This is a genomic window from Streptomyces sp. NPDC047981, from assembly GCF_040653315.1.
Taxonomy (GTDB): Bacteria; Actinomycetota; Actinomycetes; order Streptomycetales; family Streptomycetaceae; genus Streptomyces.
This window is the reverse complement of record NZ_JBEZNQ010000097.1, coordinates 1-25,342: the sequence shown is the minus strand read 5'-3', so window position 1 is coordinate 25,342 and position 25,342 is coordinate 1. Positions and strand designations below refer to the sequence as shown.

General features: G+C 73.0%; 26 protein-coding genes. 16 read left to right on the top strand and 10 right to left on the bottom strand.

Annotation, left to right across the window (positions count from 1 at the left end; translation table 11 throughout):
- The first annotated feature begins 75 nt into the window (after positions 1–75).
- Positions 76–1,203, top strand: coding sequence for an alpha/beta fold hydrolase (locus AB0E14_RS34905; RefSeq protein WP_362427831.1), 1,128 nt, complete (start codon positions 76–78; stop codon positions 1,201–1,203).
- Between the two features lie 154 nt (positions 1,204–1,357).
- Complete coding sequence (locus AB0E14_RS34900; protein ID WP_362427834.1) at positions 1,358–2,695, top strand: hypothetical protein; 1,338 nt, start codon at positions 1,358–1,360, stop codon at positions 2,693–2,695.
- 18 nt (positions 2,696–2,713) lie between these two features.
- On the opposite strand, the gene AB0E14_RS34895 is transcribed toward AB0E14_RS34900, so the two are convergent.
- Together AB0E14_RS34895 and AB0E14_RS34890 are read right to left on the bottom strand one after the other, a co-directional pair.
- On the bottom strand, positions 2,714–3,115 hold the full coding sequence (locus tag AB0E14_RS34895; protein ID WP_362427828.1) for a VOC family protein: 402 nt from the start codon (positions 3,113–3,115) through the stop codon (positions 2,714–2,716).
- A gap of 85 nt (positions 3,116–3,200) precedes the next feature.
- The gene (locus AB0E14_RS34890) at positions 3,201–4,091 is read right to left on the bottom strand and encodes a neutral zinc metallopeptidase (protein WP_362427825.1); all 891 of its coding nucleotides are present in this window, start codon (positions 4,089–4,091) and stop codon (positions 3,201–3,203) included.
- 275 nt (positions 4,092–4,366) lie between these two features.
- On the opposite strand from AB0E14_RS34890, the gene AB0E14_RS34885 reads away from it, so the two are divergent.
- The 3 genes from AB0E14_RS34885 (at position 4,367) to AB0E14_RS34875 (ending at position 7,426) form a co-directional block, all read left to right on the top strand.
- Positions 4,367–5,965: an ABC-F family ATP-binding cassette domain-containing protein gene (locus tag AB0E14_RS34885; protein ID WP_362427822.1), complete on the top strand. Its 1,599-nt coding sequence runs from the start codon at positions 4,367–4,369 to the stop codon at positions 5,963–5,965.
- Between the two features lie 322 nt (positions 5,966–6,287).
- Positions 6,288–6,509: a helix-turn-helix domain-containing protein gene (locus AB0E14_RS34880; protein WP_006123601.1), complete on the top strand. Its 222-nt coding sequence runs from the start codon at positions 6,288–6,290 to the stop codon at positions 6,507–6,509.
- A gap of 119 nt (positions 6,510–6,628) precedes the next feature.
- The gene (locus AB0E14_RS34875) at positions 6,629–7,426 is read left to right on the top strand and encodes an enoyl-CoA hydratase/isomerase family protein (RefSeq protein ID WP_362427819.1); all 798 of its coding nucleotides are present in this window, start codon (positions 6,629–6,631) and stop codon (positions 7,424–7,426) included.
- 24 nt (positions 7,427–7,450) lie between these two features.
- Here the strand turns inward: AB0E14_RS34875 and AB0E14_RS34870 are convergent, their stop codons facing one another.
- Positions 7,451–8,215, bottom strand: a complete 765-nt coding sequence (locus AB0E14_RS34870; RefSeq protein ID WP_362427816.1) for a hypothetical protein — start codon at positions 8,213–8,215, stop codon at positions 7,451–7,453.
- Positions 8,216–8,272: 57 nt separating this feature from the next.
- Between AB0E14_RS34870 and AB0E14_RS34865 the strand changes: the two genes are divergently transcribed.
- From AB0E14_RS34865 to amaP, 5 genes are read left to right on the top strand one after another with little or no spacing between them, the layout of a single operon-like run.
- Complete coding sequence (locus tag AB0E14_RS34865) at positions 8,273–8,725, top strand: Asp23/Gls24 family envelope stress response protein (RefSeq protein ID WP_362427813.1); 453 nt, start codon at positions 8,273–8,275, stop codon at positions 8,723–8,725.
- 30 nt (positions 8,726–8,755) lie between these two features.
- Positions 8,756–8,947: a hypothetical protein gene (locus tag AB0E14_RS34860; RefSeq protein ID WP_362427810.1), complete on the top strand. Its 192-nt coding sequence runs from the start codon at positions 8,756–8,758 to the stop codon at positions 8,945–8,947.
- 6 nt (positions 8,948–8,953) lie between these two features.
- Positions 8,954–9,328, top strand: a complete 375-nt coding sequence (locus tag AB0E14_RS34855) for a hypothetical protein (protein WP_362427807.1) — start codon at positions 8,954–8,956, stop codon at positions 9,326–9,328.
- Positions 9,325–9,954 carry a DUF6286 domain-containing protein gene (locus tag AB0E14_RS34850; protein WP_362427804.1) on the top strand — a complete coding sequence of 210 codons (630 nt, stop codon included), beginning with the start codon at positions 9,325–9,327 and terminating at the stop codon, positions 9,952–9,954. The genes AB0E14_RS34855 and AB0E14_RS34850 overlap by 4 nt, the downstream gene beginning before the upstream one ends.
- Positions 9,951–10,538 carry an alkaline shock response membrane anchor protein AmaP gene (gene amaP / locus AB0E14_RS34845; RefSeq protein ID WP_362427801.1) on the top strand — a complete coding sequence of 196 codons (588 nt, stop codon included), beginning with the start codon at positions 9,951–9,953 and terminating at the stop codon, positions 10,536–10,538. Before AB0E14_RS34850 ends, amaP begins: the two co-directional genes overlap by 4 nt.
- 16 nt (positions 10,539–10,554) lie before the next feature.
- Here the strand turns inward: amaP and AB0E14_RS34840 are convergent, their stop codons facing one another.
- From AB0E14_RS34840 to AB0E14_RS34815, 6 genes are all read right to left on the bottom strand, one after another.
- Positions 10,555–11,310, bottom strand: a complete 756-nt coding sequence (locus AB0E14_RS34840; protein ID WP_362427798.1) for an SDR family oxidoreductase — start codon at positions 11,308–11,310, stop codon at positions 10,555–10,557.
- Between the two features lie 4 nt (positions 11,311–11,314).
- On the bottom strand, positions 11,315–13,099 hold the full coding sequence (locus AB0E14_RS34835; RefSeq protein ID WP_362427795.1) for a glycoside hydrolase family 15 protein: 1,785 nt from the start codon (positions 13,097–13,099) through the stop codon (positions 11,315–11,317).
- Between the two features lie 52 nt (positions 13,100–13,151).
- Positions 13,152–13,952 carry an SURF1 family protein gene (locus tag AB0E14_RS34830; RefSeq protein WP_362427792.1) on the bottom strand — a complete coding sequence of 267 codons (801 nt, stop codon included), beginning with the start codon at positions 13,950–13,952 and terminating at the stop codon, positions 13,152–13,154.
- Between the two features lie 49 nt (positions 13,953–14,001).
- On the bottom strand, positions 14,002–14,235 hold the full coding sequence (locus tag AB0E14_RS34825) for a hypothetical protein (protein ID WP_362427789.1): 234 nt from the start codon (positions 14,233–14,235) through the stop codon (positions 14,002–14,004).
- A 54-nt stretch (positions 14,236–14,289) separates the two neighbouring features.
- Positions 14,290–15,264 carry a DEDDh family exonuclease gene (locus AB0E14_RS34820; RefSeq protein ID WP_362427786.1) on the bottom strand — a complete coding sequence of 325 codons (975 nt, stop codon included), beginning with the start codon at positions 15,262–15,264 and terminating at the stop codon, positions 14,290–14,292.
- Between the two features lie 65 nt (positions 15,265–15,329).
- Positions 15,330–15,986, bottom strand: a complete 657-nt coding sequence (locus AB0E14_RS34815) for a TetR family transcriptional regulator (protein WP_362427783.1) — start codon at positions 15,984–15,986, stop codon at positions 15,330–15,332.
- Between the two features lie 175 nt (positions 15,987–16,161).
- Between AB0E14_RS34815 and AB0E14_RS34810 the strand changes: the two genes are divergently transcribed.
- The 5 genes from AB0E14_RS34810 to AB0E14_RS34790 all read left to right on the top strand — a co-directional run bounded on the left by AB0E14_RS34810 (position 16,162) and on the right by AB0E14_RS34790 (position 21,208).
- Positions 16,162–16,959, top strand: coding sequence for an acetoacetate decarboxylase family protein (locus AB0E14_RS34810; protein WP_362427780.1), 798 nt, complete (start codon positions 16,162–16,164; stop codon positions 16,957–16,959).
- Entirely contained in the window at positions 16,959–17,843 is an 885-nt protein-coding gene (locus tag AB0E14_RS34805; RefSeq protein WP_362427777.1) for an SDR family NAD(P)-dependent oxidoreductase, read from the top strand. Before AB0E14_RS34810 ends, AB0E14_RS34805 begins: the two co-directional genes overlap by 1 nt.
- Before the next feature lie 96 nt (positions 17,844–17,939).
- Positions 17,940–19,220, top strand: a complete 1,281-nt coding sequence (locus tag AB0E14_RS34800) for an amidohydrolase family protein (protein WP_362427774.1) — start codon at positions 17,940–17,942, stop codon at positions 19,218–19,220.
- Positions 19,220–20,470, top strand: a complete 1,251-nt coding sequence (locus AB0E14_RS34795; RefSeq protein ID WP_362427771.1) for an amidohydrolase family protein — start codon at positions 19,220–19,222, stop codon at positions 20,468–20,470. Before AB0E14_RS34800 ends, AB0E14_RS34795 begins: the two co-directional genes overlap by 1 nt.
- Before the next feature lie 24 nt (positions 20,471–20,494).
- Positions 20,495–21,208, top strand: coding sequence for a VIT family protein (locus AB0E14_RS34790; protein ID WP_362427768.1), 714 nt, complete (start codon positions 20,495–20,497; stop codon positions 21,206–21,208).
- A gap of 35 nt (positions 21,209–21,243) precedes the next feature.
- Here AB0E14_RS34790 and AB0E14_RS34785 read toward each other — a convergent pair whose 3' ends face one another.
- Positions 21,244–24,264 carry an NACHT domain-containing protein gene (locus AB0E14_RS34785; RefSeq protein WP_362427765.1) on the bottom strand — a complete coding sequence of 1,007 codons (3,021 nt, stop codon included), beginning with the start codon at positions 24,262–24,264 and terminating at the stop codon, positions 21,244–21,246.
- 219 nt (positions 24,265–24,483) lie between these two features.
- Between AB0E14_RS34785 and AB0E14_RS34780 the strand changes: the two genes are divergently transcribed.
- The coding region (locus AB0E14_RS34780) for a sterol desaturase family protein (RefSeq protein ID WP_362427762.1) at positions 24,484–25,342 on the top strand (859 nt) is incomplete at its 3' end.

The window sequence follows — 25,342 nt, the reverse complement described above, 5'->3', positions numbered from 1 at the left end:
CACACCGCGGGGGGGGCGGCCCCGCGGGGGGCGCGGCGGGGGCCCCCCCCCGGGAGAGCTGCCGACACTGGGACCGTGCGCCCGGCTACAGCGACGGCAGCGGCCGTCACCACTCTGCTCGGTGCCGGCGCGGCCGCGCTCGCGGCCGGCCGGTACGCCGGTGACGTCGCCCTCAAGGCGACGTCCGGACGTCCCCTGCCCGGCGACCCACGGCTGACCGTGCACGCCACGGGCCCCGGCCAGGTCACCCTCACCCGCAGCCTCGCCTCCCTGCGCCCCGGCACGTACGGGATCGAAGGTCCCGGCGTCCACGCGGTCGTCGGACCGGTCCTCGACCGTGTGCCGCACACTGCGGACACCGTCGTACGCCGCCTGGAACGTGTCGAGCACGGCGACCTGGGACCCGGCGCCCGGGTCCGTCTCACGCCCGAACTGCACAGCGGCACCCCCGAGACCGCCCTCGGCGTGTCCCAGGAGGACGTCGAGATCCCCGGCGAGCTCGGCTCCCTGCCCGCCTGGCTCGTCCCCGGGCCGCGCTCCACGTGGGTCATCGCCCTGCACGGCATCGGCACCACCCGCCGGCACCCGCTGAACCTCGTCCCCTTCCTCTCCCGCCGCCAGATCCCCGTGCTCTGCCTCTCCTACCGGGGCGACGAGGGCGCGCCGCAGTCCCCGGACGGCCTCGGCCACCTCGGCGACTCCGAGTGGCGCGACGTCGACGCGGCCGTCCGCTACGCCGTCCGCAGGGGCGCCGAGCACGTGGTGCTGCTCGGCTGGGGCCCCGGCGCCTCGATGGCCCTGCACGCCGCCGCCGAATCCGGCGTACGGGAGAGGATCCGCGGCCTCGTCCTGGACTCCCCGGTCCTCGACCGGGAGGCCACCCTGCGCAACCTCGCCGCCGCCCGGGGCGTCCCCGGACCGCTCCTCCCGCTCGCCGTGCGCGCCGCGACGGGCCGGGGCTGGCCGCACGGCGACCGGCTCCCGGAGGTCGCCGACCCGGCGTCCCTGCGCGTACCGACACTGATCCTGCACGGCCCCGACGACACGATCGCCCCCTGGGAGCCCTCCCTCGAACTGGCCGCCGGGCGACCGGAACTGGTCACCCTCCACACGGTCAGGAACGCCCCGCACGCCGCGATGTGGAACGCCGACCCGGTCCGCTACGAGGAGGCCCTGCGCCGCTTCCTCACCCCCCTTCTCTAGGGCTTCTCGACGGCGCTGCGGATTCCGATTGGGCTTTCCGGCCGTCAACGGGAAGACTGCCCCCGTGACGTCTCGAAAGCCCGATGAGCATTTGGCGCGCAACTCCAGACTCCGACTTGTCCGTCCGCGGGCACTCGCCACCGCCCGGCGGGCCGTGACGACCCGGCGCAGCCGCCCGGCCCCGCGCCCGCCGGAGGGCACTCCGCCCCGCGCGGAACTGGCCCGCCAGGCCCGGACCGCCCTCGCCGACGCCGTGCGGATCGCCCGCTGGGCGGCCCTCGACGCCGAGCCCAGGACCACTGCCGAGCCCCGCCCGCAGGCCTTCCTCGACCAGGAACGGGCCGCCGCCGCACTGGACCTGACTCCCGGCCAGATCCGCGCCGGCTGGGACCGGGCCCGGCTCGCCGGACTCGTGGAGCTCCACGGCGGCACCGCCCGCCCCGGCTGGCGGCTGCACGCCTGGGACCGCGACGACTCCGCCGTGCTGCGCGGCTGGGTCGCGCTCTTCGACGCCTGGTCCCTGGTCCACCCCGCCCCGGACGATGTCGCCCCCGGCGCCGTCGCCGAGGTCGTCGAGGCCGTTCCCCAGGTGCTCTCCCTCCTCCAGCTCTCCGCCGGACCCGTGGTGGTCCCGGCCCTGCTCGACCTGCTCGGGCAGCGCGTCGACGAACTGCGCGAGGAGCGCTGCGAGGTCCCCGTCGAGGGAGCCGCCGACAGCGCCGCCGACGGCACCGCCGGCCCGGCCCCGGCCGGGCCCGACGGGCGCGCCGCGCTGCTCGACTGGGCCCTGGAGGGACTCGCCGACGTCGGCGCCCTGACCCTCGGCGAGGGGCCCGACGGCCGCCAGGCCACCCTGACCCCGCTCGGCAACTGGGCGGTCTGGGTCAAGTTGGAGCAGATCTGCGTCGCCGCCCAGAGCCCGGCCGGCAACATCGAGCAGTCCGCCGAGGACATGCTCCGCGGCTGCGCCGGCCTCACCCCCGGCCCCGCCCGCGACGAGTACCGCGCCTGGCTCGCCGCCCGCACGCTCTCCAGCGCGGTCGCCGAGCTGATCGCCGTCGCCCGCGGCGAGGACGCCCTGCTGCGCGGCCTCGCCTTCGAGGCCCTCCGGGTCGTCGGAGCCCCCGCGGAGGCGGAGGTCCGCGCCGCGGCCGAGGAGATCTCGCTGCGCCCCTACGCCCTGCTCTGGCTCGCCGAGTACGAGGGTGCCGATCCCGACGACGCCCCCGAGGTGCTCACCCGCGAGGAAGCCACCTGGCTCTGGGTGGACACCGCGGCCGCCGTCGCCGACCACGGCGAGAGCACGCTCCTCGTCCGGCACCTGGAGTCGGCCGTCCAGGGCACCGTCCCGGCGCTCCTCGACGAGGTCCGCGCCGTCGGCCACCCCCGGACGGTCCAGGTCCTGGTCGCCCTCGCCGCCGCCCACCCCGACCCCGCCCTCGCCAAGGCGGTCCGCAGGGCGGCCTTCCAGGTGCACACCGGGGGAGCCTGACCGACAGACACCTTCCGCTCAGCCGGTGGCCCCCGGCAGATAGGTGCCGAAGCTCCAGACGTTCCCCTCGCCGTCGCGGGCGATGTAGTCCCGCGAGCCGTACTCCTGGTCCGTCGGCGGCATCACGATCTCGACGCCGTGGGCCACCGCCCGCGCGTGGTGTTCGTCCACGTCGTCCACGTGGACGTACACCCCGGTGGGGCCCGACCCCTCGACCAGCTTGTCGAACTCGGTCCCCGTGCCCTTGCTGCCGAGCATCACCATGCCGTTGCCGAACGACAGCTCGGCGTGCATGACCTTGCCGTCCTCGCCCTCGTACACCGCGGTGCGGGTGAAGCCGAACGCCTCCGTGAGCTGTCTGATCGCCGTATGCGCGTCGTGGTAGGTCAGGGTCGGACAGATATGGGGTGCCTCAGCCATCCCGATCACTCCTTCTCGTGGCGGAATGTGACCTGGATCTCAGTCTGGCATCCGCCGCTGACACCGGCACCGACATCGGGGCGGCTCAGCGGAAGGTGTTGCACTGCGCCATGTCCCCGGTCCGGTAGCCCGTGTAGAACCACTGCTGGCGCTGCGCCGCCGAGCCGTGCGTCCAGTTCTCCGGCGTCACCCGGCCCTGGAACTTCTCCTGGATCCGGTCGTCGCCCACCGCGGCGGCCGCGTCCAGGCCGTCCCGGATGTCCTCGTCCGTGAGCCGGGTCAGCAGCGGGCGTCCGGTCTTCTCGTCGGGCGTGGTCGTCGCGTGGCGCGCCCAGACGCCCGCGTAGCAGTCCGCCTGCAGCTCGACCCGCACGGCGTTGGAGTTCGCACCCGTGCGCCCGTCCTGGGCGCGGGCCAGGGTGCCCATGAGGTTCTGGACGTGGTGGCCGTACTCGTGCGCCACCACGTAGGCCTGCGCGAAGGGCCCGCCGGTGGATCCGAACGTGGTCCGCAGCTCGTTGAAGAATCCGAGGTCCAGATAGACCTGGCGGTCGCCCGGGCAGTAGAACGGCCCCACCGCCGAGGTCGCCGAGCCGCAGGCCGTGCCCACCCGGTTGGCGAACATGACGGTGCGCGCGTCCCCGTACTGCCCGCCGCGCCGGGCGTACTCCGCCCGCCAGAAGTCCTGCACGCTGTTGACGACCGCCACGATCCGGCAGTCGTCGCGGGCGTTCGCGTCCGCGCCGGTCCGGCAGGTCTGCTCGACCTGGGCCAGCGAGGACGACGTCGCCACCGGCTCGGGATCGCCGGCGGAGAGCCCCAGCTGCTCGGGCCCCACCCCGAAGAACAGCCCCAGGATCAGTGCGATGAACCCGACGATGCCGCCGCCGACGGTCGCTTTCCCGCCCGGGACGCGGCTGCCGCGGACGTCCTTGACCTCGGAGGTGTCCAGGTCGGCGTCGTCGTCGAACTGCATGGGCCACACCCTCCGCCGTCGTGCCGCGGCAGCGACCGCCGCCTGCGGCCGAGTATCGGCGAATCCCCTGGGGTCCGCCCCTTTTGTCGCTCATGGGCGGTAACAGTGGGTTGGTGGGAGAAAGGGGCAGGTGGGGGAGGGTCCCCGGCCGTGACCGAAAAGCAGTTGCATGCGCCCGTTAGACTGGCCGTATGGCCATTCTCCGCGCGCATGACTAGCGGCGTCGAATCCGCTCCCCACCCCTTCCGCCGACCCGTCCGCCCTGGAGTCTGTCCGTGATCACCGCTTCCGGCATCGAGCTGCGCGCCGGCGCCCGCGTCCTCATCGAGTCCGCTTCCTTCCGTATCGCCAAGGGCGACCGCATCGGCCTCGTCGGCCGCAACGGAGCGGGCAAGACCACGCTCACCAAGTGCCTCGCGGGCGAGGGCCAGCCGGCCGGCGGCACCATCGCCCGCTCCGGCGAGGTCGGCTACCTCCCGCAGGACCCGCGCACCGGTGACCTCGACGTCCTCGCCCGCGACCGCATCCTCTCCGCCCGTGGCCTCGACGTCCTCATCAAGAAGATGCGGATGAACGAGGAGCGCATCGCCAACGGCACCGGCGCCACGCGCGACAAGGCGATGAAGCAGTACGAGCGCCAGGAGACCGAGTTCCTCACCAAGGGCGGGTACGCCGCCGAGGCCGAGGCGTCCACCATCGCCGCCGCCCTCGGCCTGCCCGACCGCGTCCTCGGCCAGCCGCTGCACACGCTCTCGGGTGGTCAGCGCCGCCGCGTCGAGCTGGCCCGGATCCTCTTCTCCGACGCCGACACGCTGCTCCTCGACGAGCCCACCAACCACCTCGACGCCGACTCCATCGTCTGGCTGCGCGACTACCTCAAGACCTACCGCGGCGGCTTCATCGTCATCTCCCACGACGTCGACCTCGTCGAGACCGTCGTGAACAAGGTCTTCTACCTGGACGCCAACCGCTCCACGATCGACGTCTACAACATGGGCTGGAAGCTCTACCAGCAGCAGCGCGAGGCCGACGAGAAGCGCCGCAAGCGCGAACGCCAGAACGCCGAGAAGAAGGCCGCCGCCCTCAACTCGCAGGCCGACAAGATGCGCGCCAAGGCCACCAAGACCGTCGCCGCGCAGAACATGGCCAAGCGCGCCGAGCGGCTGCTCTCGGGCCTGGAGGCGGTCCGGGTCGGCGACAAGGTCGCCAAGCTCCGCTTCCCCGAGCCCGCGCCCTGCGGCAAGACCCCGCTGACGGCGGAGGGCCTGTCCAAGTCGTACGGCTCGCTCGAGATCTTCACCGATGTGAATCTCGCGATCGACAAGGGCTCGCGCGTCGTCATCCTCGGCCTCAACGGCGCGGGCAAGACCACGCTCCTCCGCCTGCTCGCCGGCGCCGAGCAGGCGGACACCGGCGAGGTGACCCCGGGCCACGGCCTCAAGCTCGGCTACTACGCCCAGGAGCACGAGACGCTCGACCCGGACCGCACGGTCCTGGAGAACATGCGGTCGTCCGCGCCCGACCTCGACCTCGTCGAGGTGCGCAAGACGCTCGGCTCCTTCCTCTTCTCCGGCGACGACGTCGACAAGCCGGCCGGCGTGCTCTCCGGCGGCGAGAAGACCCGGCTCGCCCTGGCCACCCTGGTCGTCTCCTCGGCGAACGTGCTGCTCCTGGACGAGCCCACCAACAACCTCGACCCGGCCAGCCGCGAGGAGATCCTCGGCGCGCTGCGCACCTACAAGGGCGCCGTCGTCCTCGTCACGCACGACGAGGGCGCGGTCGACGCGCTGGAGCCGGAGCGGATCATCCTGCTCCCGGACGGCGTCGAGGACCTGTGGGGCCCGGACTACAAGGACCTCGTGGCGCTCGCCTGATCATCTCGGTATGGATCATTCGGCTCATGGGTGATCCATCATCTGAGTGAGGGCGTCTCATCCCCCCGGCGCGGCTCTCTGCGGAATCCTTCCGTCAGGGCCGCGCCGTCCTTTTTCGCCCCTTGCGCCGCTGACCTGGCACTTCCCGCCCGCGTGTGTCCCAGAGCATGGATCACCACGATCGGAATCGTAGATTCCGCTCGTGGTGACGCGCTGTCGGCTCGCAAACCTGCCGCCACTGACCTTGTCGAATGGGTGGCCAGGACGTCCGAGAGGGGTGATCATGAGAAGTCCAGAGCGCACTTCCCATGAGGAGGCACGGGTGGCCGAGACTCTGAAGAAGGGCAGCCGGGTGACCGGCGCCGCGCGCGACAAGCTCGCGGCAGACCTGAAGAAGAAGTACGACTCCGGTGCGAGCATCCGGGCGCTGGCCGAGGAAACCGGCCGCTCCTACGGATTCGTCCACCGGATGCTCAGTGAATCCGGAGTCACGCTGCGTGGACGCGGCGGAGCGACACGGGGCAAGAAGGCCGCCTCGGCCTGACTGGGCGCGGTTCGTCGGGTCCATCGGTTCTCGCGGTGGCCACCCGGTCGCCCGCACGGTCGACCGGGTGGTTACTGTGCAGTCACTTAGCAGTGCTGCACCGGAACCGGAGGCGCCCCATGACTTCGCTCGACTCTGTGCTCGTGTTCGACAAGGACGGTGTACGGCTCACCGTCGAGGACGCCGTTGCCACGGTGACGCTGACCAATCCGGCGAAGCGCAACGCCCAGTCTCCCGCTCTGTGGCGGGCGTTGACGGAGGCCGGCCGGTCACTGCCGGGCAGCGTGCGGGTCGTGGTGCTGCGCGGCGAGGGCAAGTCCTTCTCCGCCGGGCTCGACCGGCAGGCGTTCACGCCCGAGGGCTTCGACGGAGAGCCGTCCTTCCTGGACCTGGCGCGGGGTTCGGACGAGGACCTGGACGCGGTCATCGCCGAGTACCAGGAGGCGTTCACCTGGTGGCGCCGTAGCGACATCGTGTCGATCGCGGCCGTCCAGGGGCACGCCATCGGAGCCGGATTCCAGCTCGCCCTCGGCTGCGACCTGCGGGTCGTCGCCGACGACGTGCAGTTCGCCATGCGCGAGACCAGCCTGGGGCTCGTCCCCGACCTCACCGGCACGCACCCGCTCGTGGCGCTTGTCGGCTACGCCCGTGCGCTGGAGATCTGCGCCACGGGCCGCTTCGTCCACGCGCAGGAGGCCGAGCGCATCGGCCTCGCCAACATCGCCGTGCCCACCGACGAACTCGACGGTGCGGTACGGGACTTGACCGCCGCGCTGCTCTCCGCCCCGCGCGACGCGGTGATCGAGACCAAGGCGCTGCTCCAGGGCGCCACCGGCCGCTCGTACGAGGACCAGCGCGTCGCCGAGCGCGCCGCCCAGGCCCGCCGACTGCGCGACCTGGCGGGGCTCGGCGACTGACGCGCCATGCCCCCGCGGCGGGGCTCAGCGCACGTCCGCGACCAGGACCGTGACCGCCGTCGCCCCGGGGGCCGCTCCGGCCGCCCGGGTGCGGGCGGCGCGGGCCACGTCCAGGGCGCGGTGCCCCGCGGCGACCGCCAGCTCCACGCGCAGCGCGCCCGGGGAGCGGTGGACCGGCGCGCCCAGGACGGACGTAAGCCCCGCCACCCCGGGCACCCCGAGCGCCGCGACCGCCACGGGGTCCTCCGCGGCGCCCACCTCGACGGTGCTGTGCTCGGCGGCGGGGTTCCGGGCCTCGTCGCCCTCGGCCTTCAGGGACGAGATTCGCCCGGGTGGGGGAGTGGCGGTCGCCGAATCCGGCTCGTCCTCCGCCAGGCCGGTCACGCGCAGGTCCACGGCCTCGACCAGCAGGCCGAGATCCCGCTCCGCCGCCGCGAACAGTGCCGCGCGCACGTCCTCGGCCAGCTCCGGCAGCGGCCGCTCCCCGATCCGCCGGCTCCGGGCCGTGAACTCCCCGGCGATCCGCAGCGCTCCGGGCGGCAGCCCGCCGGGCGGTACGGGGAACGGCGCCGCGCTGGCCGGCGCGCCCGCCTCTGCCGCCCCGAGCCCCACCCGCAGCGGCCCCGGCCCCACGCCCGGGACCGCCCCCGCCGCCCGCAGCAGGACCGTCCGGGCCGCGCGCTCCGCCAGCCACGCGCCGTCCGCGGCCTCCCCGAGCGGCAGCAGCCGCCCCGGCCCGAGCCGCTCACGTACCGTTCCCACCCATCCCGCCCCAGGTGTCGTCGTCATCGCCCCAGCCTAATGTGGGCAAAGGTAGGCATATCCCCACTGAAGGGATGAACGGTGATGAATGACCCCGCACACCCCAAGGAACCGTCCGTCATCAAGCGGGGCGGCGGCGATCCCGCCACCCGCGGCCGGACCACCATCGCCGACGGAGTCGTCGAGAAGATCGCCGGTCTCGCGGCCCGCGAGGTCGTCGGCGTCCACGCCATGGGCAGCGGCCTCTCCCGCACCCTCGGCGCCGTACGTGACCGGGTGCCCGGTGGCGGCGGCACCAAATCGGGCGTCACCCGAGGCGTGAAGGCCGAGGTCGGCGAGGTGCAGACCGCCCTCGACCTGGAGATCGTCGTCGACTACGGCGTGTCCATCGGCGATGTCGCCGGGGCCGTGCGCGAGAACGTCATCGCCGCCGTCGAGCGGATGACCGGCCTGGAGGTCGTCGAGGTCAACATCGCCGTGAGCGACGTGAAACTGCCGGACGAAGAGGACGAGGTGCCGGAGTCACGGCTCCAGTAGCCGCTGGCTGCGCGGCGGAAAGGGCTCAGCATGAGCATGGCGGTGGTCGGCCTGGTGGCCGGAATGGCCCTCGGATTCGCCGGATACTTCGGCGGGTTCGGGGCGTTCGTACTGGTCGCGGCCTTGGGCGCGGTCGGCTTCGTCGTCGGGCGGTTCGTGGAGGGCGACCTCGAACCCGGCGACTTCTTCCGGGGTCGCGAGCGCGGCGACCGGCGGCGGTGACCGGGGGTGACAGTCGACGGGGCGGTCGACCGGGCCGCCGAGCGGGTGGGTGCGGCCGGCCGCGGCGCGACCACGATCGCCGACCGGGTCGTCGCGAAGATCGCCGCCCGGGCCGCGAGGGAGGCGCTCGACGCGGTGCCCCCGGGCGGCTCGGCCCCGCACGCCTCGGTCGTCGTGCTCCGTGACACGGCGCGGGTCTCGGTCACCCTGGAGCTGGCCTACCCCTCCGACCTCGGCCGGCAGTGCGGCGCGGTCCGGGGCCGGGTGATGAGCCGGGTACGGGAGCTGGCGGGCATGGAGGTCCCCGAGGTGACCGTGCACGTCGAGCGGCTGCACTCCCCGCGCACGGCGCGCGAGTCCGACGGGCGGGGGCTGCGATGACCACGGACACCGAGCCCAGCACCGGAGCCGAGGACGAGCCCGTACCCGTCCTGCGGGACCCGCCCGCCGCGCCCGCCGCGCGCCGCTTCTGGGCGGTGCGGCGCGTCCCCGCGGCCCTCGTCGCCCTCGTCCTCCTGGCCGGCACCGGCCTGCTGCTCTACGACGTGGCCGCCGTCCGGGCCGACCGCACGGCCATGGCCTGGCGCAAGGAACTCGCCGACGACCTGGCGACCCGGCCGCTCGACAACACCTGGGTGCTCACCGGCGCGGCCCTCGCCGTGGCGCTCGGGCTGTGGCTGCTGATCCTGGCCGCCACCCCGGGGCTGCGCTCCGTCCTGCCGATGCGCCGCGACCACACCGACGTACGCGCAGGACTCGACCGCGAGGCCGCCGCGCTGACGCTGCGCGACCGGGCGATGGAGGTGTCGGGCGTGCAGTCCGTGCGGGTACGGATGGGGCGCAAGAAGGTGGCGGTCCGGGCGGTCTCCCACTTCCGTGAACTCGACGCGGTCCGTGCCGATCTGGAGAGCGTCCTCGCCACCGGCATCGACGACCTGGGTCTCTCCCGGCCACCCGCGCCGACCGTCCGGGTGGGCCGCCCGCCGAAGAAGGGGGGCAGACGATGACCGTCGTCCTGCGCCGGGTCAACCGCATCGTCCTCGGCCTGATCGGCCTGGTGCTCGTCGCCCTCGGCGGGGCGGTCCTCGCCGCCGGGCTCGATCTGCCCGTGCCCTCCTGGTGGCCGTGGTCGGGCCCCTCCGACGTCCTGCTGAGCCGCGCGGACCGGCTGCGGTGGCGCGACGAGGGCTGGTGGTGGCCGGTGGTGATCGCCGTCCTCGGCGTGCTGGTCCTGCTCTCCCTGTGGTGGCTGCTCGCCCAGTTCCGGCGCGCCCGCCTCACCGAGATCCTCATCGACACGGGCGACGGGGAGGGCGCGACGGTACGGGGCCGGACCCTGGAGGCCGTCCTGGAGGCGGACGCGACGGCCCAGGAGGGCGTGGCCCGGGCCAGGGTCGCCCTGACCGGCCGCCGCACCGCTCCGCGCACCCGCGTGCGGCTGCTCCTGGAGCCGTACGCCTCCCCGGGCGCCGCCCTCACCTCGCTGAGCACCGAGGCCCTGGCCAACGCCCGCACCTCGGCGGGACTGACCGCGCTTCCGACGGAGGCCCGCCTCCGCGCGGTCAAGCACCGGGCCCGCCGGGTGACGTGAGGCCCCGCGCCCTCCGTCAGAAGCCGTGCCGCGCGCCGCCGTCCACCGACACCATCACGCCCGTCACGTACGAGGCCGCCGGCGACAGCAGGAACGCCGCCGTGCGGCCGTACTCCTCGGGGCTGCCGTAGCGCCGCAGCGGGATGCGGGACTCGTTCGCCGTGCGGGCCGCGTCCGCGTCGCCCGACAGGGCGTCCAGTTGGCGCACCCGGTCGGTGTCGATCCGGCCCGGCAGCACGCCGACGACCCGGATGCCCCGCGGGCCGAGGTCGCCCGCGAGGGACTTGGCGAATCCGGCGAGACCCGGGCGCAGCCCGTTGGAGATCGTCAGGCCCGGGATCGGCTCGTGGACCGAGCCCGACAGGACGAAGCCGATGACCCCGCCCTCGGCCAGTGCCTCCGCCGCCGCCCTGGCCATCCGCACGGCCCCGAGGAAGACGCTGTCGAAGGCGGCCGCCCACTGCTCGTCGGTGTTGTCCGCGGCGAAGCCGGGGGCCGGGCCGCCCACGCTCACCAGGATGCCGTCGAAGCGCCCGAAGCGGGCCCGCGCCTCCGCGATCAGCCGGGCGGGCGCCTCCGGGTCCGCGTTGTCGGCCGCGAGCCCCGCCGCGTCCGGGCCCAGTTCCGCGACCGCCTCGGCGACCGTCTTCTCCTCGCGCCCGGTGACCAGCACCTTCGCGCCCTCGGCGAGCAGCGCCTCGGCCGAGGCACGGCCGAGCCCCCGGGTCCCGCCGGTCACCACGTACACACGGTCCTTCAGTCCAAGATCCATGGCCCTATCCTGCCGGGTCCTCCTCGGCCAGCGCGAGAGCGGTCCCGACCAGACCGATGTGGCTGAACGCCTGCGGGAAGTTGCCCAGCTGACGCCGCGCCACCGGGTCGTACTCCTCCGCGAGCAGCCCGACGTCGTTACGGAGCTGAAGGAGCCGCTCGAAGAGTTCCCGCGCCTCCGCCTCCCGGCCGGTCATCCGCAGCGCGTCCGCCATCCAGAAGGAGCAGACGAGAAACGTTCCCTCGCCGCCGGGCAGGCCGTCGACCGAACCGCCCTCGGTGCTGTAGCGGCGGACGAAGCCGCCGTGCGTCAGCTCGGCCCGCACCGCGTCGACCGTCCCCACCACCCGGGGGTCGTCCGGCGGCAGGAACCCGACCCGGGGGATCAGGAGCGTCGCCGCGTCCAGCTCCCGTGAGCCGTAGGACTGGGTGAAGGTGTTGCGCGCGGGGTCGTACCCCTTGTCGCAGACCTCCGCGTGGATCTCGTCCCGCATCGCCCGCCAGCGTGCCGGATCGCCGCGCAGCGAGGGATCGGCCTCCAGCGTGCGCACCGCCCGGTCGGCGGCCACCCAGGCCATCACCTTCGAGTGCACGAAGTGGCGGCGCGCGCCGCGCACCTCCCACAGACCCTCGTCCGGGTCCCGCCAGGTCGACTCCAGGAAGCCGAGCAGGCTCAGCTGGAGGTTCCAGGCGTGGTCCCCGGGCGGGATGCCGGCCTGCCGCGCCATGTGCAGCGAGTCCATGACCTCGCCGTACACATCGAGCTGGAACTGCTCCACCGCCGCGTTCCCGACCCGGACCGGCGCCGACTCGGCGTAGCCGCGCAGCCAGGGCAGCTCCATCTCCGGCAGCCGCCGCTCGCCGGCCGGCCCGTACATGATCTGGAGATCGGCCGGGTCGCCCGCCACCGCCCGCAGCAGCCAGTCGCGCCAGGCCGCCGCCTCGTCGACGTAGCCGGCCGAGAGGAGCGCGCCGAGCGTGAGCGTCGAGTCGCGCAGCCAGCAGGAGCGGTAGTCCCAGTTCCGTACGCCGCCCAGCTCCTCCGGCAGCGAGGTGGTCGCGGCGGCCATGATGCCGCCGGTCGGCGCGTAGGTGAGCGCCTTCAGGGTCAGCAGGGAGCGCAGCACCGCCTGCCGGTAGGGGCCCTCGTACGCGCAGCGCGCCGCCCAGTCCCGCCAGTCCGTCAGACACTCCTCGAGGGCGCCGAACGGGTCGATCAGGTCGGGGCGCGGTTCGTGCGAGGGGTGCCAGGTGAGGACGAACGCGACCTTCTGGCCGGCGTCCACGGTGAAGGAGGAGCAGGTGGAGAACTGCTGCCCCCAGGTCTTCACCGGCGGCTCGCTGCGCAGCCAGACCGAGTCGGGGCCCGCGACGGCCACCCGGTGGCCGTCGCTGCGCCGCACCCACGGCACGATCGAGCCGTAGTCGAAGCGGAGCCTGAGCACCCCGCTCATCTCGACGCTGCCGCTGACGCCCTCCACGATCCGCATCACATCGGGGTACGCGTCGCGCTGCGGCATGAAGTCGACGACCTTCACGGTGCCGGTGCGGGTCTCCCAGTACGTCTCCAGGACCAGCGAGTCACCCGCGTAGCCGCGGGTGGTGCAGGTCGTGGCGCCGGTGGGGGCGATCCGCCAGTGGCCGTTCTCCTGGTCGCCGAGGATCGCGGCGAAGCAGGCGGCCGAGTCGAAGCGCGGCAGACACAGCCAGTCGATCGACCCGTCGCGTCCGACGAGCGCGGCGGTCTGGAGATCGCCGATGAGGGCGTAGTCGTCGATACGTTGCGTCACGCTTTGGCGTGTTCCCGCGCGGGACGACGGTCAATCAGAGGGGCGCTGTGGCCTACACCGCTGCCGGCTCGGGTTCGGGAGCCCCCGCGCCGCCGTCCGTACGGGCCGCGGCCTCCTGATCCCGCTTCTCGCGGCGCACCAGGATCACCCAGCCGACGGGCACGCCGGCCGTGAAGAGCCACCACTGAACGGCGTACGCCATGTGCGCGCCGATCGAGTCGTGGTCCGGCTCGGGGACCAGTTCGGGGGAGCCGCCGGGCGCCTCGGGGGCGGTCTGCTCGACGTAGCCGCCGAGCACGGTGAGGCCGGACAGCTCCGCCTGCTGGGCGCTGTTGATCAGCATCACCTGGCGGTCCGGCAGGCCGCGCAGGTCCTTGATGCCGCTGGCGCCGGTCGTCTCGTCCGCCTTGAGCCGGCCGGTCACGGTCACCTCGCCCTTGGGCGCGGGCGGTACCTCGGGGTAGGCCTTCTGGTCCGTGGCGGCGGGGACCCAGCCGCGGTTGACGACGACGGCCCGGCCGTCCTTCAGGAGCAGCGGGGTGAGCACCATGTAGCCCTGCTGGTCGTCGGCGTTCGTGCGGCGGCGGACGACGACCTCGTGCGCGGCGTCGAAGGTGCCGGTGGCGGTGACCGTGCGCCAGTAGTCGGCGCGCGGGACCGTGTGGCCGGGGGAGGTGAGCTTCTCGACGGCGACGGGCTCCGCCTCGAGGTTGTCCGCGATCAGGGCGTTCTGGGCGACCCGGCGCTCGTGCCGGTGGAACTGCCAGAAGCCCAGCTCGATCATCGTCGGGACGAGGACGAGGGCGACGAGGGTGAGGATCACCCACTGCCGGGACAACAGGAAGCGGTACACCCCATGACCGTACAACTGTGGTCATGGGGTGCACGCACGGGGGTTGTGGTCACACCCTGTCGACGATTCCCACCTTTCCCTCCGCGCGGGCGCAGTGGGCCCCGCAGTACCAGTTCCCCTCGACCTCGACGCCCTGGCCGATGATCGGGACCCGGCAGTGCTCACAGATGGGCGCCATGCGGTGAATGGCGCAGGAGAAGCAGTCGAAGACGTGCACCGCGCCCTGCGCGTGCACCTCGAAGGACATGCCGTAGTCGTTTCCGCAGACCTCGCAACGTGCCATGCGCCACAGGGTGCGGCCCGCGGCGGACGAGCCGCGGGCGGCACGCCCGGGGCGTCACCCGTCTGCCGGGGTCACGTCCCGCAGCAGCTGGGTGAAGGCGGCCTCGTCGACGATCGGGGTGCCGAAGGACTTTGCCTTCACCGTCTTGGAGGTGGCGGAGTCCGGATCGTTCGTCACCAGCAGGCTCGTCAGCCGGGAGACGCTGGTGGCGACATGGAGACCCGCCTCGACCGCGCGGTCCTCCAGGAGCTCGCGGTCGATGGAGGTGTCGCCGGAGAACGCCACCCGCATGCCCTGCTTGAGCGGTTTGTCCGCTTCGTAGCGTCCGGGGTTCGGGTACGGGCACGGCGGGCGCTTGCGCGTGGGGCGCCAGCTGTTCCCGGCGTACGAGGCCTGGTGGCCGATCCGGGCCGGGGCGGGCGTGGAGACCCACTCGGTCAGCGGCCGGCACTCCAGGAGCGGGAGCCGGACGTTCCGCTCGGCCGCCGTGTGCAGGCTCGGCCGGAACGCCTCGGCGAGCACCCGGGCGTCGTCCAGCGCGTTGTGCGCGCGCTGCTGGACCACACCGAAGTGCGCGGCCAGCGACTCCAGCTTGTGGTTGGGCAGCGGGAGCGACAGCTCCTTGGCCAGCGCGATGGTGCACAGCCGCTGCCGTACGGGCGCGGTGCGGTCGGCCCGCGCGTACTCGCGGGCGATCATCGACCAGTCGAAGAGCGCGTTGTGCGCCACCAGGACCCGGCCGTCGAGCCGCGCGGAGAACTCGGCGGCGATCTCGGGGAAGAGCGGCGCGCCCTCCAGCAGGTCGCGGGTCAGCCCGTGGATCCAGACCGGACCCGGGTCGCGCTCGGGGTTCACCAGCGTGTACCAGTGGTCCTCGACGTTCCCCTGGGCGTCCAGGCGGTAGACGGCAGCCGACACTATCCGGTCGTCGCGGGCGAGTCCGGTGGTCTCCACGTCGACGACCGCGTACCCCTGCGGGTAGGCGGTCGGCCACGCTGCTGCTGTCGTACGGTCGTCGAGCATGGTCACTGAGAATACGGGCCCCCACCGACACCCCGGTGCCCCGGTGCCCCACCCACCCCTCGGAGTCGCCGTCAGGTTGACGCCCGAGGGCCCTCGGGACCGGCGTCGCGGGCGGCCAACAGGCCCTCCACCAGGGCCCGTACCGAGGTGGTGAAGAGACGCTCGGTGTCGACCGGGCGGGCCAGCGCGCGGGCCAGGGCGGGGTCGTCCGGGTCGCCGGTCGCGCCCTCCCAGAGCTCCTCCTCGGCGGGGGACTGGACCGGGGCCCGCTCGCGATTGCGCTCCACCAGGACGTAACCGACGACCTGGACCTGGACCGCCCTGACCACCTCCGCCGCCCGCGCGCCGCGCAGCCCGGCCGCGTGCACCTCGTGGGCGAGCGCGCGCTGGGCGGGCAGGAACATCCGCTCCGTCAGGCCGCGTTCGTGGACCATCGCCACCAGGTGCGGCCGGTCCCGCAGCTCGCGGCGGAGCGCGCGGGCCACCGAGACGATCCGCTCGACGGGGGTGCGGCCGCGGGCGCCGATCGCCGAGAGATCGGCGACCGTCCGCTCGACCAGCGCGTCGAGGAGCGACTCGCGGTTGCCGACGTGCCAGTAGATCGAGGTCACCGCCGTGCCCAGCTCGGCCGCGAGCTTGCGCATGGTGAGGGCGTCCGGGCCGTGCTGCTTCACCAGCGCCGCGGCGGCCGTCAGGACCTCCTCGCGGGTGAGTGCGCTGCGCGCCATCCGTTCCCCCGTTCCTCCGCCGTGGCTGCCGTCCGCCTTCGTCCGTCCGTCTCTTCCGCGCGCTTCTTCCGCGTGCACGGCTCTTTACCCTTCATCGCCGCCGGTGTAACTGTGTTACAGGCCGACGGTCCCTGAAGTCCCTGAAGTCCCTGAAGTCCTTGAAGGGCGGTACGTCATGGCACGAGTACGGTACGGGGCGCGCACCGACGCCGAGATCTCGGCAGCCCGCGCCAAGAGCAGCAAGCTTCCCGACATCTGGTCCACCGGAGTGGTCGCCGTCTGGGAGACCGATCCGGACGTGGTCGCGGCGGTCCTGCCGCCGCCGCTCAAGCCCACCGAGCGGCCCCTGGTGCGGGCCAACATCTCCCAGGTCGACCTGCCCGGCTACCCCCTCGGCGCGGGCTCGGTCGCCGTGGCCGCCGCCCACGGCGACCAGGAGGGCTGGTACCCGCTGGTCATGCCGATGACCCTGGAGCGGGCCCTCATCGGCGGCCGCGAGGTCTTCGGCGAGCCGAAGAAGCTCGGCCAGGTCGTCGTCGAACGCGACGGACTCGTCGTCCGCGCCGCCCTCGGCCGGCACGGCATCGACTTCGTCGAGGTGCGCGGCGCGGTCTCCGGGCCGCTTCCGCTGCCCGAGCCCACCGAGAAGACCGACTTCTACTTCAAGTTCCTGCCGGGCGTGGACGGCACGGGCTTCGACGGCGACCCCGTCCTCGTCCACTGCCTGCGCAACGAGAAGGTCCGCAGACTGGAGCAGGTCACCGGCGACATCGTGCTGCGCGAGTCGATGTACGACCCCGTCGCCGACCTCCCCGTCCGCCGGATCGTCGAGATCACGATCGGTGAGAAGACCACCGACCAGAAGGGCCGGGTGGCGGAACGGGTGAGCGCCCAGGCGCTCCTGCCGTACATCCACCAGCGCTACGACGACCCGCAGCAGATCCTCGACGGGCCGCCGGAAGGGAGCGTGTGATGGAGCTGCGCCAGGGGCAGGTCGCGGTCGTCACCGGCGCGGCGAGCGGCATCGGACTCGCGATGGCCCGCCGGTTCGCCTCCGAGGGACTCTCCGTCGTCCTCGGCGACGTCGAGGAGGCCGCGCTCGCCAAGGCCGCCGAGGAGCTCGTCGAGGGCGGCGCCCAGGTCCTCGCCCGCACCGTCGACGTCAGCGACGCGGATTCGGTACGCGCCCTCGCGGACGCGGCGTACGACACCTTCGGCGCCGTGCACGTCCTCTGCAACAACGCGGGCGTCGGCTCGGGCGCCGAGGGCCGGATGTGGGAGCACGAGCCCAACGACTGGAAATGGGCGTTCTCCGTCAACGTCTGGGGCGTCTTCCACGGCATCCAGGCCTTCGTCCCGCGCATGATCGCCGGCGGCGAGCCCGGACACGTCGTCAACACCTCCTCCGGCGACGGCGGCATCGCCCCGCTGCCCACCGCCTCCGTCTACGCCGTCACCAAGGCGGCCGTCGTCACCATGACCGAGTCGCTCTACGCCCACCTGCGGGCCGAGCACGCGCGCGTGGGGGCGTCCGTGCTCTTCCCCGGCCCGCACATGCTGCGCACCGGGCTGTGGGAGTCGCACCGCAACCGGCCCGAGCGGTACGCCAAGGAGCGGCCGCGCAAGAGCCCGTACCGCAGCCTCGACCAGTGGGAGGCGGCGATGAAGGAGGCCGGACACGAGGTCGCCTTCACCCCCGTCGAAGAGGTCGCGGAGCACGTCGTGGACGGCATCAGGGCCGACCGGTTCTGGATGCTGCCCGCGAGCGAGCACAGCGACCGGCAGATCCGGGCGCGCTCGCAGTCGATGCTCGACCGCGCGAACCCGTCCTACCTGGAGAGCTTCATCCTCGACTGACTCGCCTGACTCGCCTGACTCGACCGACTCGCCTGTCAGGCCTGACAGGCCTGACACGTCCGACACGTCTGACACGCCTTCCGAGGGGCTTGGACCATGAGCTATGAGGACCCGTATCTGATCATCTCCTCCGACTGTCACGCCGGATTGCCCACCGAGCGCTACCGGCCCTATCTCGACCCCCGCTTCCACCGCGACTTCGACGAGTTCCTCGCCGGGCGCGAGGCCCGCCGGGAAGCCATGACCCGGCTCGGGGTGCGCAACGAGGACTTCGCGAACAAGTGGTTCAGCGACAACGAGGAAGGGCTGCGGGGCGGCTGGGACGCCGCCCAGCGGCTCAAGGAGCTCGACGGCGACGGGGTGGCGGCCGAGGTCGTCTTCCCCGACGCGGACGCCGTCGACAGCCAGACCGCCGCGCCCTTCGGCGTCGGCCTCGGGCTCTCCGGCGACCAGGACCCGGACCTCGGCATGGCGGGCGCGCAGGCGCACAACCGCTGGCTCGCCGAGTTCGTCGGCCAGAACCCCGAACGGCACTGCGGGGTGGCGCTGCTGCCGATCACCGCCGAGCCGTCGAAGGTCGTCGCCGAGATCCACCGCGCCAAGGAGTCCGGCCTCGGGGCGCTGATGATCCCCTCCATGTGGGTGGACAAGGAACCCTACCACGACCGGCGGTACGACCCGGTCTGGGCGGCGGCGGCCGAGACCGGGATGCCGCTGGTCACCCACTCCGGCGCCGCCCCGCGCGAGGAGTACGGCGACCATCTCGGCATCTACGTCAGCGAGGTGACCTGGTGGCCGGCCAGGCCGCTGTGGTTCCTGCTCTGGTCCGGGGTCTTCGAGCGGCACCCGGGGCTGAGGTTCGGTGTGGCCGAGTCCGGCTGCTGGTGGCTGCCGAACCTGCTCTGGTTCATGGACCGGCTCTACCTCGGCGCCCACGGCGGCAAGAAGCTCTCCCCGTTCGCAGAACTCAAGCGACCGCCGAGCGAGTACCTGGACCGCCAGGTCTTCGTCTGCGCCACCAACACCAAGCGGCGCGAGCTGGCGCAGCGGTACGAGATCGGCGTGGACAACATCCTGTGGGGCTCGGACTTCCCGCACCCCGAGGGGACCTGGCCCAACACGCGCGCGTGGCTGCGGAACACCTTCCACGACATCCCCGTGGAGGAGACCCGGCGGATGCTGGGCCTCGCGGCGGCCGAGGTCTTCGGCTTCGACACCGAGGCGCTCGCCCCGCTCGCCCGCCGTATCGGCCCCACCCCGGCCGAACTCGGTCAGTCGCCCGACCAGACCGCGGTCGAAGCCTCCTGGGCGCGTTCGCGCGAGGTCGGCCGCCACTGGCTGACGGACCACGACTTCCCGGTGCTGGGGGTGAACTGATGGAGCGCCTGGACCACGCGGACCACATGGACCGCTACACGGTCATCTCCGCGGACTGCCACGCGGGCGCCGACCTCCTGGACTACAAGCCGTACCTGGAGAAGAAGCACCACGACGCCTTCGACGCCTGGGCGGCCGACTACGTCAACCCGTACGAGGACCTGCTGGCCGACACCGCCGACCGCAACTGGAACTCCGCCCGCCGGCTGCGCGAGCTGGAGGAGGACGGCATCGTCGCCGAGGTCGTCTTCCCCAACACCATCCCGCCGTTCTTCCCCTCGGCCTCGCTGATGGCGCCCGCGCCGACCCGCGAGGAGTTCGAGCAGCGCTGGGCGGGGCTGCGCGCGCACAACCGCTGGCTCGCCGACTTCTGCGCGGACGCGCCGGGCCGCCGCGCGGGCGTCGCGCAGATCCTGCTCAACGACGTCGACGAGGCGGTGAAGGAGATCCGCCGTACCAAGGAGGCCGGCCTCACCGGCGGCATCCTCCTGCCGGGCGCCCCGCCGGGCAGCGGGATCCCCGAGCTGTACTCGCAGACGTACGACCCGATCTGGGCGGTCTGCGCCGAGCTGGACGTCCCGGTCAACCACCACGGCGGCTCCGCCTCGCCGCCGCTCGGCGACGAACCGGCGGCGCGCGCGGTGTTCATGGTGGAGACGACCTGGTTCTCCCACCGGGCGCTCTGGCACCTGGTGTTCGGCGGCGCGTTCCGCCGCCACCCGTCGCTGAAGCTGGTGCTGACGGAGCAGGGTTCGGGCTGGATCCCGGGCGTCCTGGAGATGTTGGACTACTACCACGGCCGGCTGGTCGCGGCGTCCGCCAGGGCTGCCACGGCGGAGTCGAAGTTCGGCGCGGGCCTCGCGGAGTCCATGGGCAAGGGGCCGAGCGAGGTCTGGCGCGACAACTGCTTCGTCGGCGCGAGCTTCATGCGCCCGCACGAGGTGCCGCTGCGCGACCGGATCGGCCTCGACAAGATCATGTGGGGCAGCGACTACCCGCACGACGAGGGCACGACGCCGTACTCCCGCGAAGGCCTCCGCATCGCCTACGCGGGGCTGCCGAGGGAGGAGGTCGCGGCGATGGCCGGCGGCAACGCGGCCCGCGTCTACGGCTTCGACCTGTCGTTCCTCGACTCCCTGGCGGCCGTGCACGGCCCGTCCGTCGAGGAGATCGCCGAGCCCCTGAAGGAGGTCCCCCCGGCCGCCACGAGCCCCGCCTTCGCCCCGGGCGGGTCGGTCCGGGTCTGGTGACGGCCGGGGTGAGACCCTCCCCGGGTGACTGACGCCCCCGCCCACACCGAGGCCCACGGCGGCGGCCTCGGAGCCCGTCTCAACTGGCTCCGGGCCGCCGTGCTCGGAGCCAACGACGGCATCGTCTCCACGGCGGGCCTCGTCGTGGGCGTCGCGGGCGCGACGCAGTCGCAGGCCGCGCTCCTGACCGCCGGCCTGGCGGGCCTGCTCGCGGGCTCGATGTCGATGGCGGCGGGGGAGTACGTGTCGGTCTCCACCCAGCGCGACTCGGAGCAGGCGGCGCTCGCTCAGGAACGCCGCGAACTGCGCGAACGGCCCGAGGCCGAACTCGCCGAACTCACCGACCTCCTCGCCCGCCGCGGCCTCAGCGCGGACATCGCCCGCGAGGCCGCGGAACAGCTCACCGAACGCGACGCCCTGCGCGCCCACGCGCGCGTCGAACTCGGCATCGACCCCGACAGCCTCACCAACCCCTGGCACGCGGCCGTCGCCAGCTTCCTCGCCTTCACGGTCGGGGCTCTGCTCCCGCTGTTCGCGATCGTCCTCCCGCCCGCCGACGACCGCCTCTGGATCACGGTCCTCTCCGTCCTCGCGGCCCTCGCCCTCACCGGCTGGACCAGCGCCCACCTGGGCGCCTCCCCACCCGCCCGAGCCATCCTCCGCAACACCGCCGGCGGCGCCCTCGCGATGGCGGTGACCTACGGGGCGGGCTCGCTGCTGGGGGCGGCGGGGGTCTAGGGCCTGTCGTTTGGATCATGCCGGGCTCGCGGGCCCTAGTCCCGCCTGACGCGGCCCGGCCCGAACAGGTCCTCGCCGAGCAGTCGCGTCTCGGGGGACACGGTGAACGTGAGGTCGTCGCGGTCCGCGAAAGGAGAGATGTCGATCGGCGCGCCGTCCGGCGTCGTGCACTGCCAGAGCCGGATCAGGCCGAGCGCGGGGTGGTCGCGCAAGGGCGCGAGGGAAGGGATCTCGCAGCGGAACAGGTACAGCGCGCGCACGTCCGGCAGGGCGGCGAGCGAGGCGAGATCGGGGCCGGTCAGGTCGGACAGCTGCAACGACTCCAGTCGCGGCGGTTCCGCCATGGCGACGAGCTGCTTCAGCTGCGCCTGTCCGAAGAGGGAGAGGCTCACCAGCTGGGGCCATCGCTCGATGCCGGCGAGCTCGACGTAGCGCGCCTGGGAGCCAAGAGCGAGGTGCGTGAGCGCGGACCCGAGGGGCAGCTCGGCGAGGCTCTCGATGAGCAGGGGGTGCCCGAGACTGAAGCTGGACAGGTCCGGCATGTCGCGCAGGGGCTCGACGGAGAGCGCGGGGTGCAGCTCGTACAGCGACAGGTACTCGAGTCCCGGCCGGGCCAGCGGCGAAAGGTCCGCCAGGAGCGGGCTGCGGCTCAGGCCGACGTACCGGAGACCGGTGAAATGCCGGAGAGGGCTGAGGTCGGTCAGGGCGGTGTTCTCGAAGACGAACACGCGCTGAAGGTCTTCGACGACGTGAAGCGGCGACAGGTCCGCGTACGGTCCCGCGAGATGGACGCTGTGGGTTCTCGGCAACAGCTTCAGCGCCGCGAGCTGCTCCGCCGACTGCACGTGCAGGAAGTCCTGCTCCCACCGGCTCGCGGAGAGGACCTCGCGGGCGTACCGCACGGTGTCGAACGACGACCACGCCCGCGACACCTGGAACGGCACCAGGAGACGACTGTCCTCCCTGAACCGCGCCACCACCTCGAACGCCGTGTCCCCCTTGATCAGCGCGGCCGTCCGCACCACGGCCGACGCGCTCTCCTTGTCCAGCTCCGCCGGCCCCGGCAACAGCGGCAGGACCAGCTCGCCGACCTTGGCCAGTTCCTCGGCGGCGTTGAGGTCGCGCGGCGGGAGCAGCTCCCGGGTGCGGACCTCGACCAGCTCCCTCACCGCCGGGTCCAGTTCCGGCGCGTGCTCCAGACAGGCCGCGGCCAGCAGCACGAGCCGGTGGCGCAGCTTCGGCGCGCGGTCGGCCCGCTTCAGCAACTGCTTCAGCAGCTGGGCCCGCTCCTCCGGCCGTGCGTGGCCGACGGCCATCTGGACGACGTCGTCCCACTGGTCGTCGTGGGCGTTCTTGACCAGCACGCCGAGGTCACGGGCGTCCACCGCCGACTTCGCGCCCAGGTAGTCCTGGAACGTGCGGTGCACGAAGCCCACCGCGCCGGGAGCCGGCTCGCGCAGCAGGCCGCTGCGGATCAGCAGATGCGCGAAGACCTGCGCCGCGTCGCCCCGGACCTGAGGCATCGCCGTGAGCCACTCCGCGACCATCTCCTCCGCGTCGGCTCGCTCCGCCTCCGCCTGGCCGTTGCGGATCAGCCAGTACGCCAGCCGCTGCAGCAGCGACGTCTGTTCCTCCCGCGTCAGGTCCACGCCCTCGACGCCGCAGATCTCCCGCTCGGTGTCCCGGCGCACCAGCAGCATGTCGAGCCCCGCGTCGTACAGCTCCTTGCGTGCCCGCGGCAGCTGCATCCGGCGGTCCCGGTTCAGGGCGCAGAGCAGGGCGCACATCAGCGGGTTGGTGGCGAGCCGGGCCAGGTCGCGGCGGCTGCCGACGGCCTGCCGCAGTGCGGTCTCGTAGGTGTCGAGCTGCGCCCGTTCCTCGTCCGAGGCGCACTCCAGGCGGGCCGCGTCGTGCCAGTGCGCGACGAACGCCCGGATGTCGTCGCCGTCCATCGGCAGCAGGGTGTGCGCCGCGAATCCCTGGCGGGACAGCCACTCCTCGGGCACGGCCGACGGTCGGGTCGTCACCACGTACCGGGCCTCCGGGTACGCGGTGACGAGGTTGCGCAGCCATGTCTCGGTGCGGTTGCGCAGCCGTACCGGGACCTCGTCCACGCCGTCCACGAGGATCAGCGCCCGTCCACCGGTCAGGAGGTCCTCCGTCCAGCCGGGCGGCGCGGTCAGCGGCACGCCGCTCGCGCGCAGGAACTCCTCGGGCGCGGGCAGCGCGTCGGCGGTGGTGAAGGCGCGCAGCCGCAGGACGAACGGCACGCACCGGTTCCAGTCCGCGAGGTCGCCGGCGAAGGACCGGCGGGCCGCGTTGAGGGCCAGCCACTGCACGAGGGTGCTCTTGCCGGAGCCGGCGGATCCCCGCAACAGGAGCCGGTCGGTCGTCGCGAAGGCCGCTTCCGCGGTCACGGCCGTCGTGCCGGTGTGCGGGAGCCCGGGGATCTCCCGCTCCGGGCCGCCGCTGACCGCGAGGCTGATGTACGCGGTGTCCAGGGGCCACTCGCGTGCCGAGCGGCCCAGCGTCAGGCCGAAGAGCTCCAGGCGCCCGTGGGTCGCCGCCACGTAGGCGGCGTATCGCTGCTCGAAGGCGAGGGCCTCGGCCACTGGGGAGGCGCGGTCCGCGAGCAGCGCGTCCACCGCGTCCCGCGTCCGCCCCGAGACCCGCACCTGTTCCACCGCCGCCCGCGCCGCGAACGAAGGCTCCGCCGTGAGCTGCTCGACGAGGTGGCCGCAGCAGAGACCGAGCAGGTCGTCGTACAGCTCCAGGGTCCGCCCGGCCAGGCCCGCGTCCGGCGCGGGCAGTTCGCCGCGCAGTCGCTCCGGGTCCAGGCCCACCGCGAACAGCCGCTCCGCGTCCACCGGCCCCGCCGCCGCGAAGGTGTCCCGTACCCCGTCGACCGCCGCCAGGCGTTCGTGCTCGGGGAGCGCGGCGTACGAGCCCGAGGCCAGGCGCGTGCCCAGGACCTTCGCCAGACGGTCGGGCTTCGCGGGCCGGGGGAGCGGGCGGACGGGGGAGTCGACGAGCCCGGCACCCTTGCGTGGCGTCACCACGGATCTCACGACCGCGCCCAGTACCGCCCCCGCCAGTCGCGCCACAGCAACTTCCAGTCCCTGCAACGGAGTTCCTCCCCCAGTGGCCGCCGTCCCTCCGATCGTACGCCGACCGCCCTTGTCGGAAGGTGCCAAAGCTTGCTGACAAGTCGTCTCGCATACTTGTTGGTAACAGCGTCTAGCCGCACCCCGACCTCCCCCTCTACCGTCGTCGGCATGCCGAACCTGCCCGATGTCGTGCTCTGGTCCATACCGGCGTTCGTCCTGCTCACCGTCCTGGAGATGGTCAGCTACCGGCTCCATCCCGACGAGGAATCCGCCGGGTACGAGACGAAGGACGCCGCCACCAGCATCGGCATGGGACTCGGGAGCCTCTTCTTCGACCTCCTCTGGAAGATCCCGGTCGTCGCGATCTACATGGCGGTCTACGAGCTGACCCCGCTCCGCGTCCCCGTCCTGTGGTGGACCATCCCGCTGATGCTGCTCGCCCAGGACTTCTTCTACTACTGGTCGCACCGCGGCCACCACGTCATCCGGATCCTGTGGGCCTGCCACGTCGTGCACCACAGCAGCCGGAAGTTCAACCTCTCCACCGCGCTCCGGCAGCCCTGGACCAGCGTCACCTCGTGGCCGTTCTACCTGCCGTTGATCGCGCTCGGCGTCCACCCGGCCGCGCTGGCCTTCTGCTCCTCGGTCAACCTCGTGTACCAGTTCTGGATCCACACCGAGCGCATCGACAAGCTGCCCCGGCCCTTCGAGTACGTCCTCAACACGCCCTCGCACCACCGCGTCCACCACGCCTCCCAGGGCGGCTACCTGGACCGGAACTTCGGCGGGATCCTCATCGTCTGGGACCGGATGTTCGGCTCCTGGGTCGGCGAGACCGAGCGGCCCGTCTTCGGACTCACCAAGAACATCGAGACCTACAACCCGCTGCGCGTCGCCACCCACGAGTACGCCTCCATCGCCCGCGACGTCCGCGCCGCGACCAGCTGGCGCGAGCGCGCCGGGCGGGTCTTCCGGGGGCCGGGCTGGCAGCCCGCGCCGCCGCCCCCGCACGGCCAGGGCACCGGCC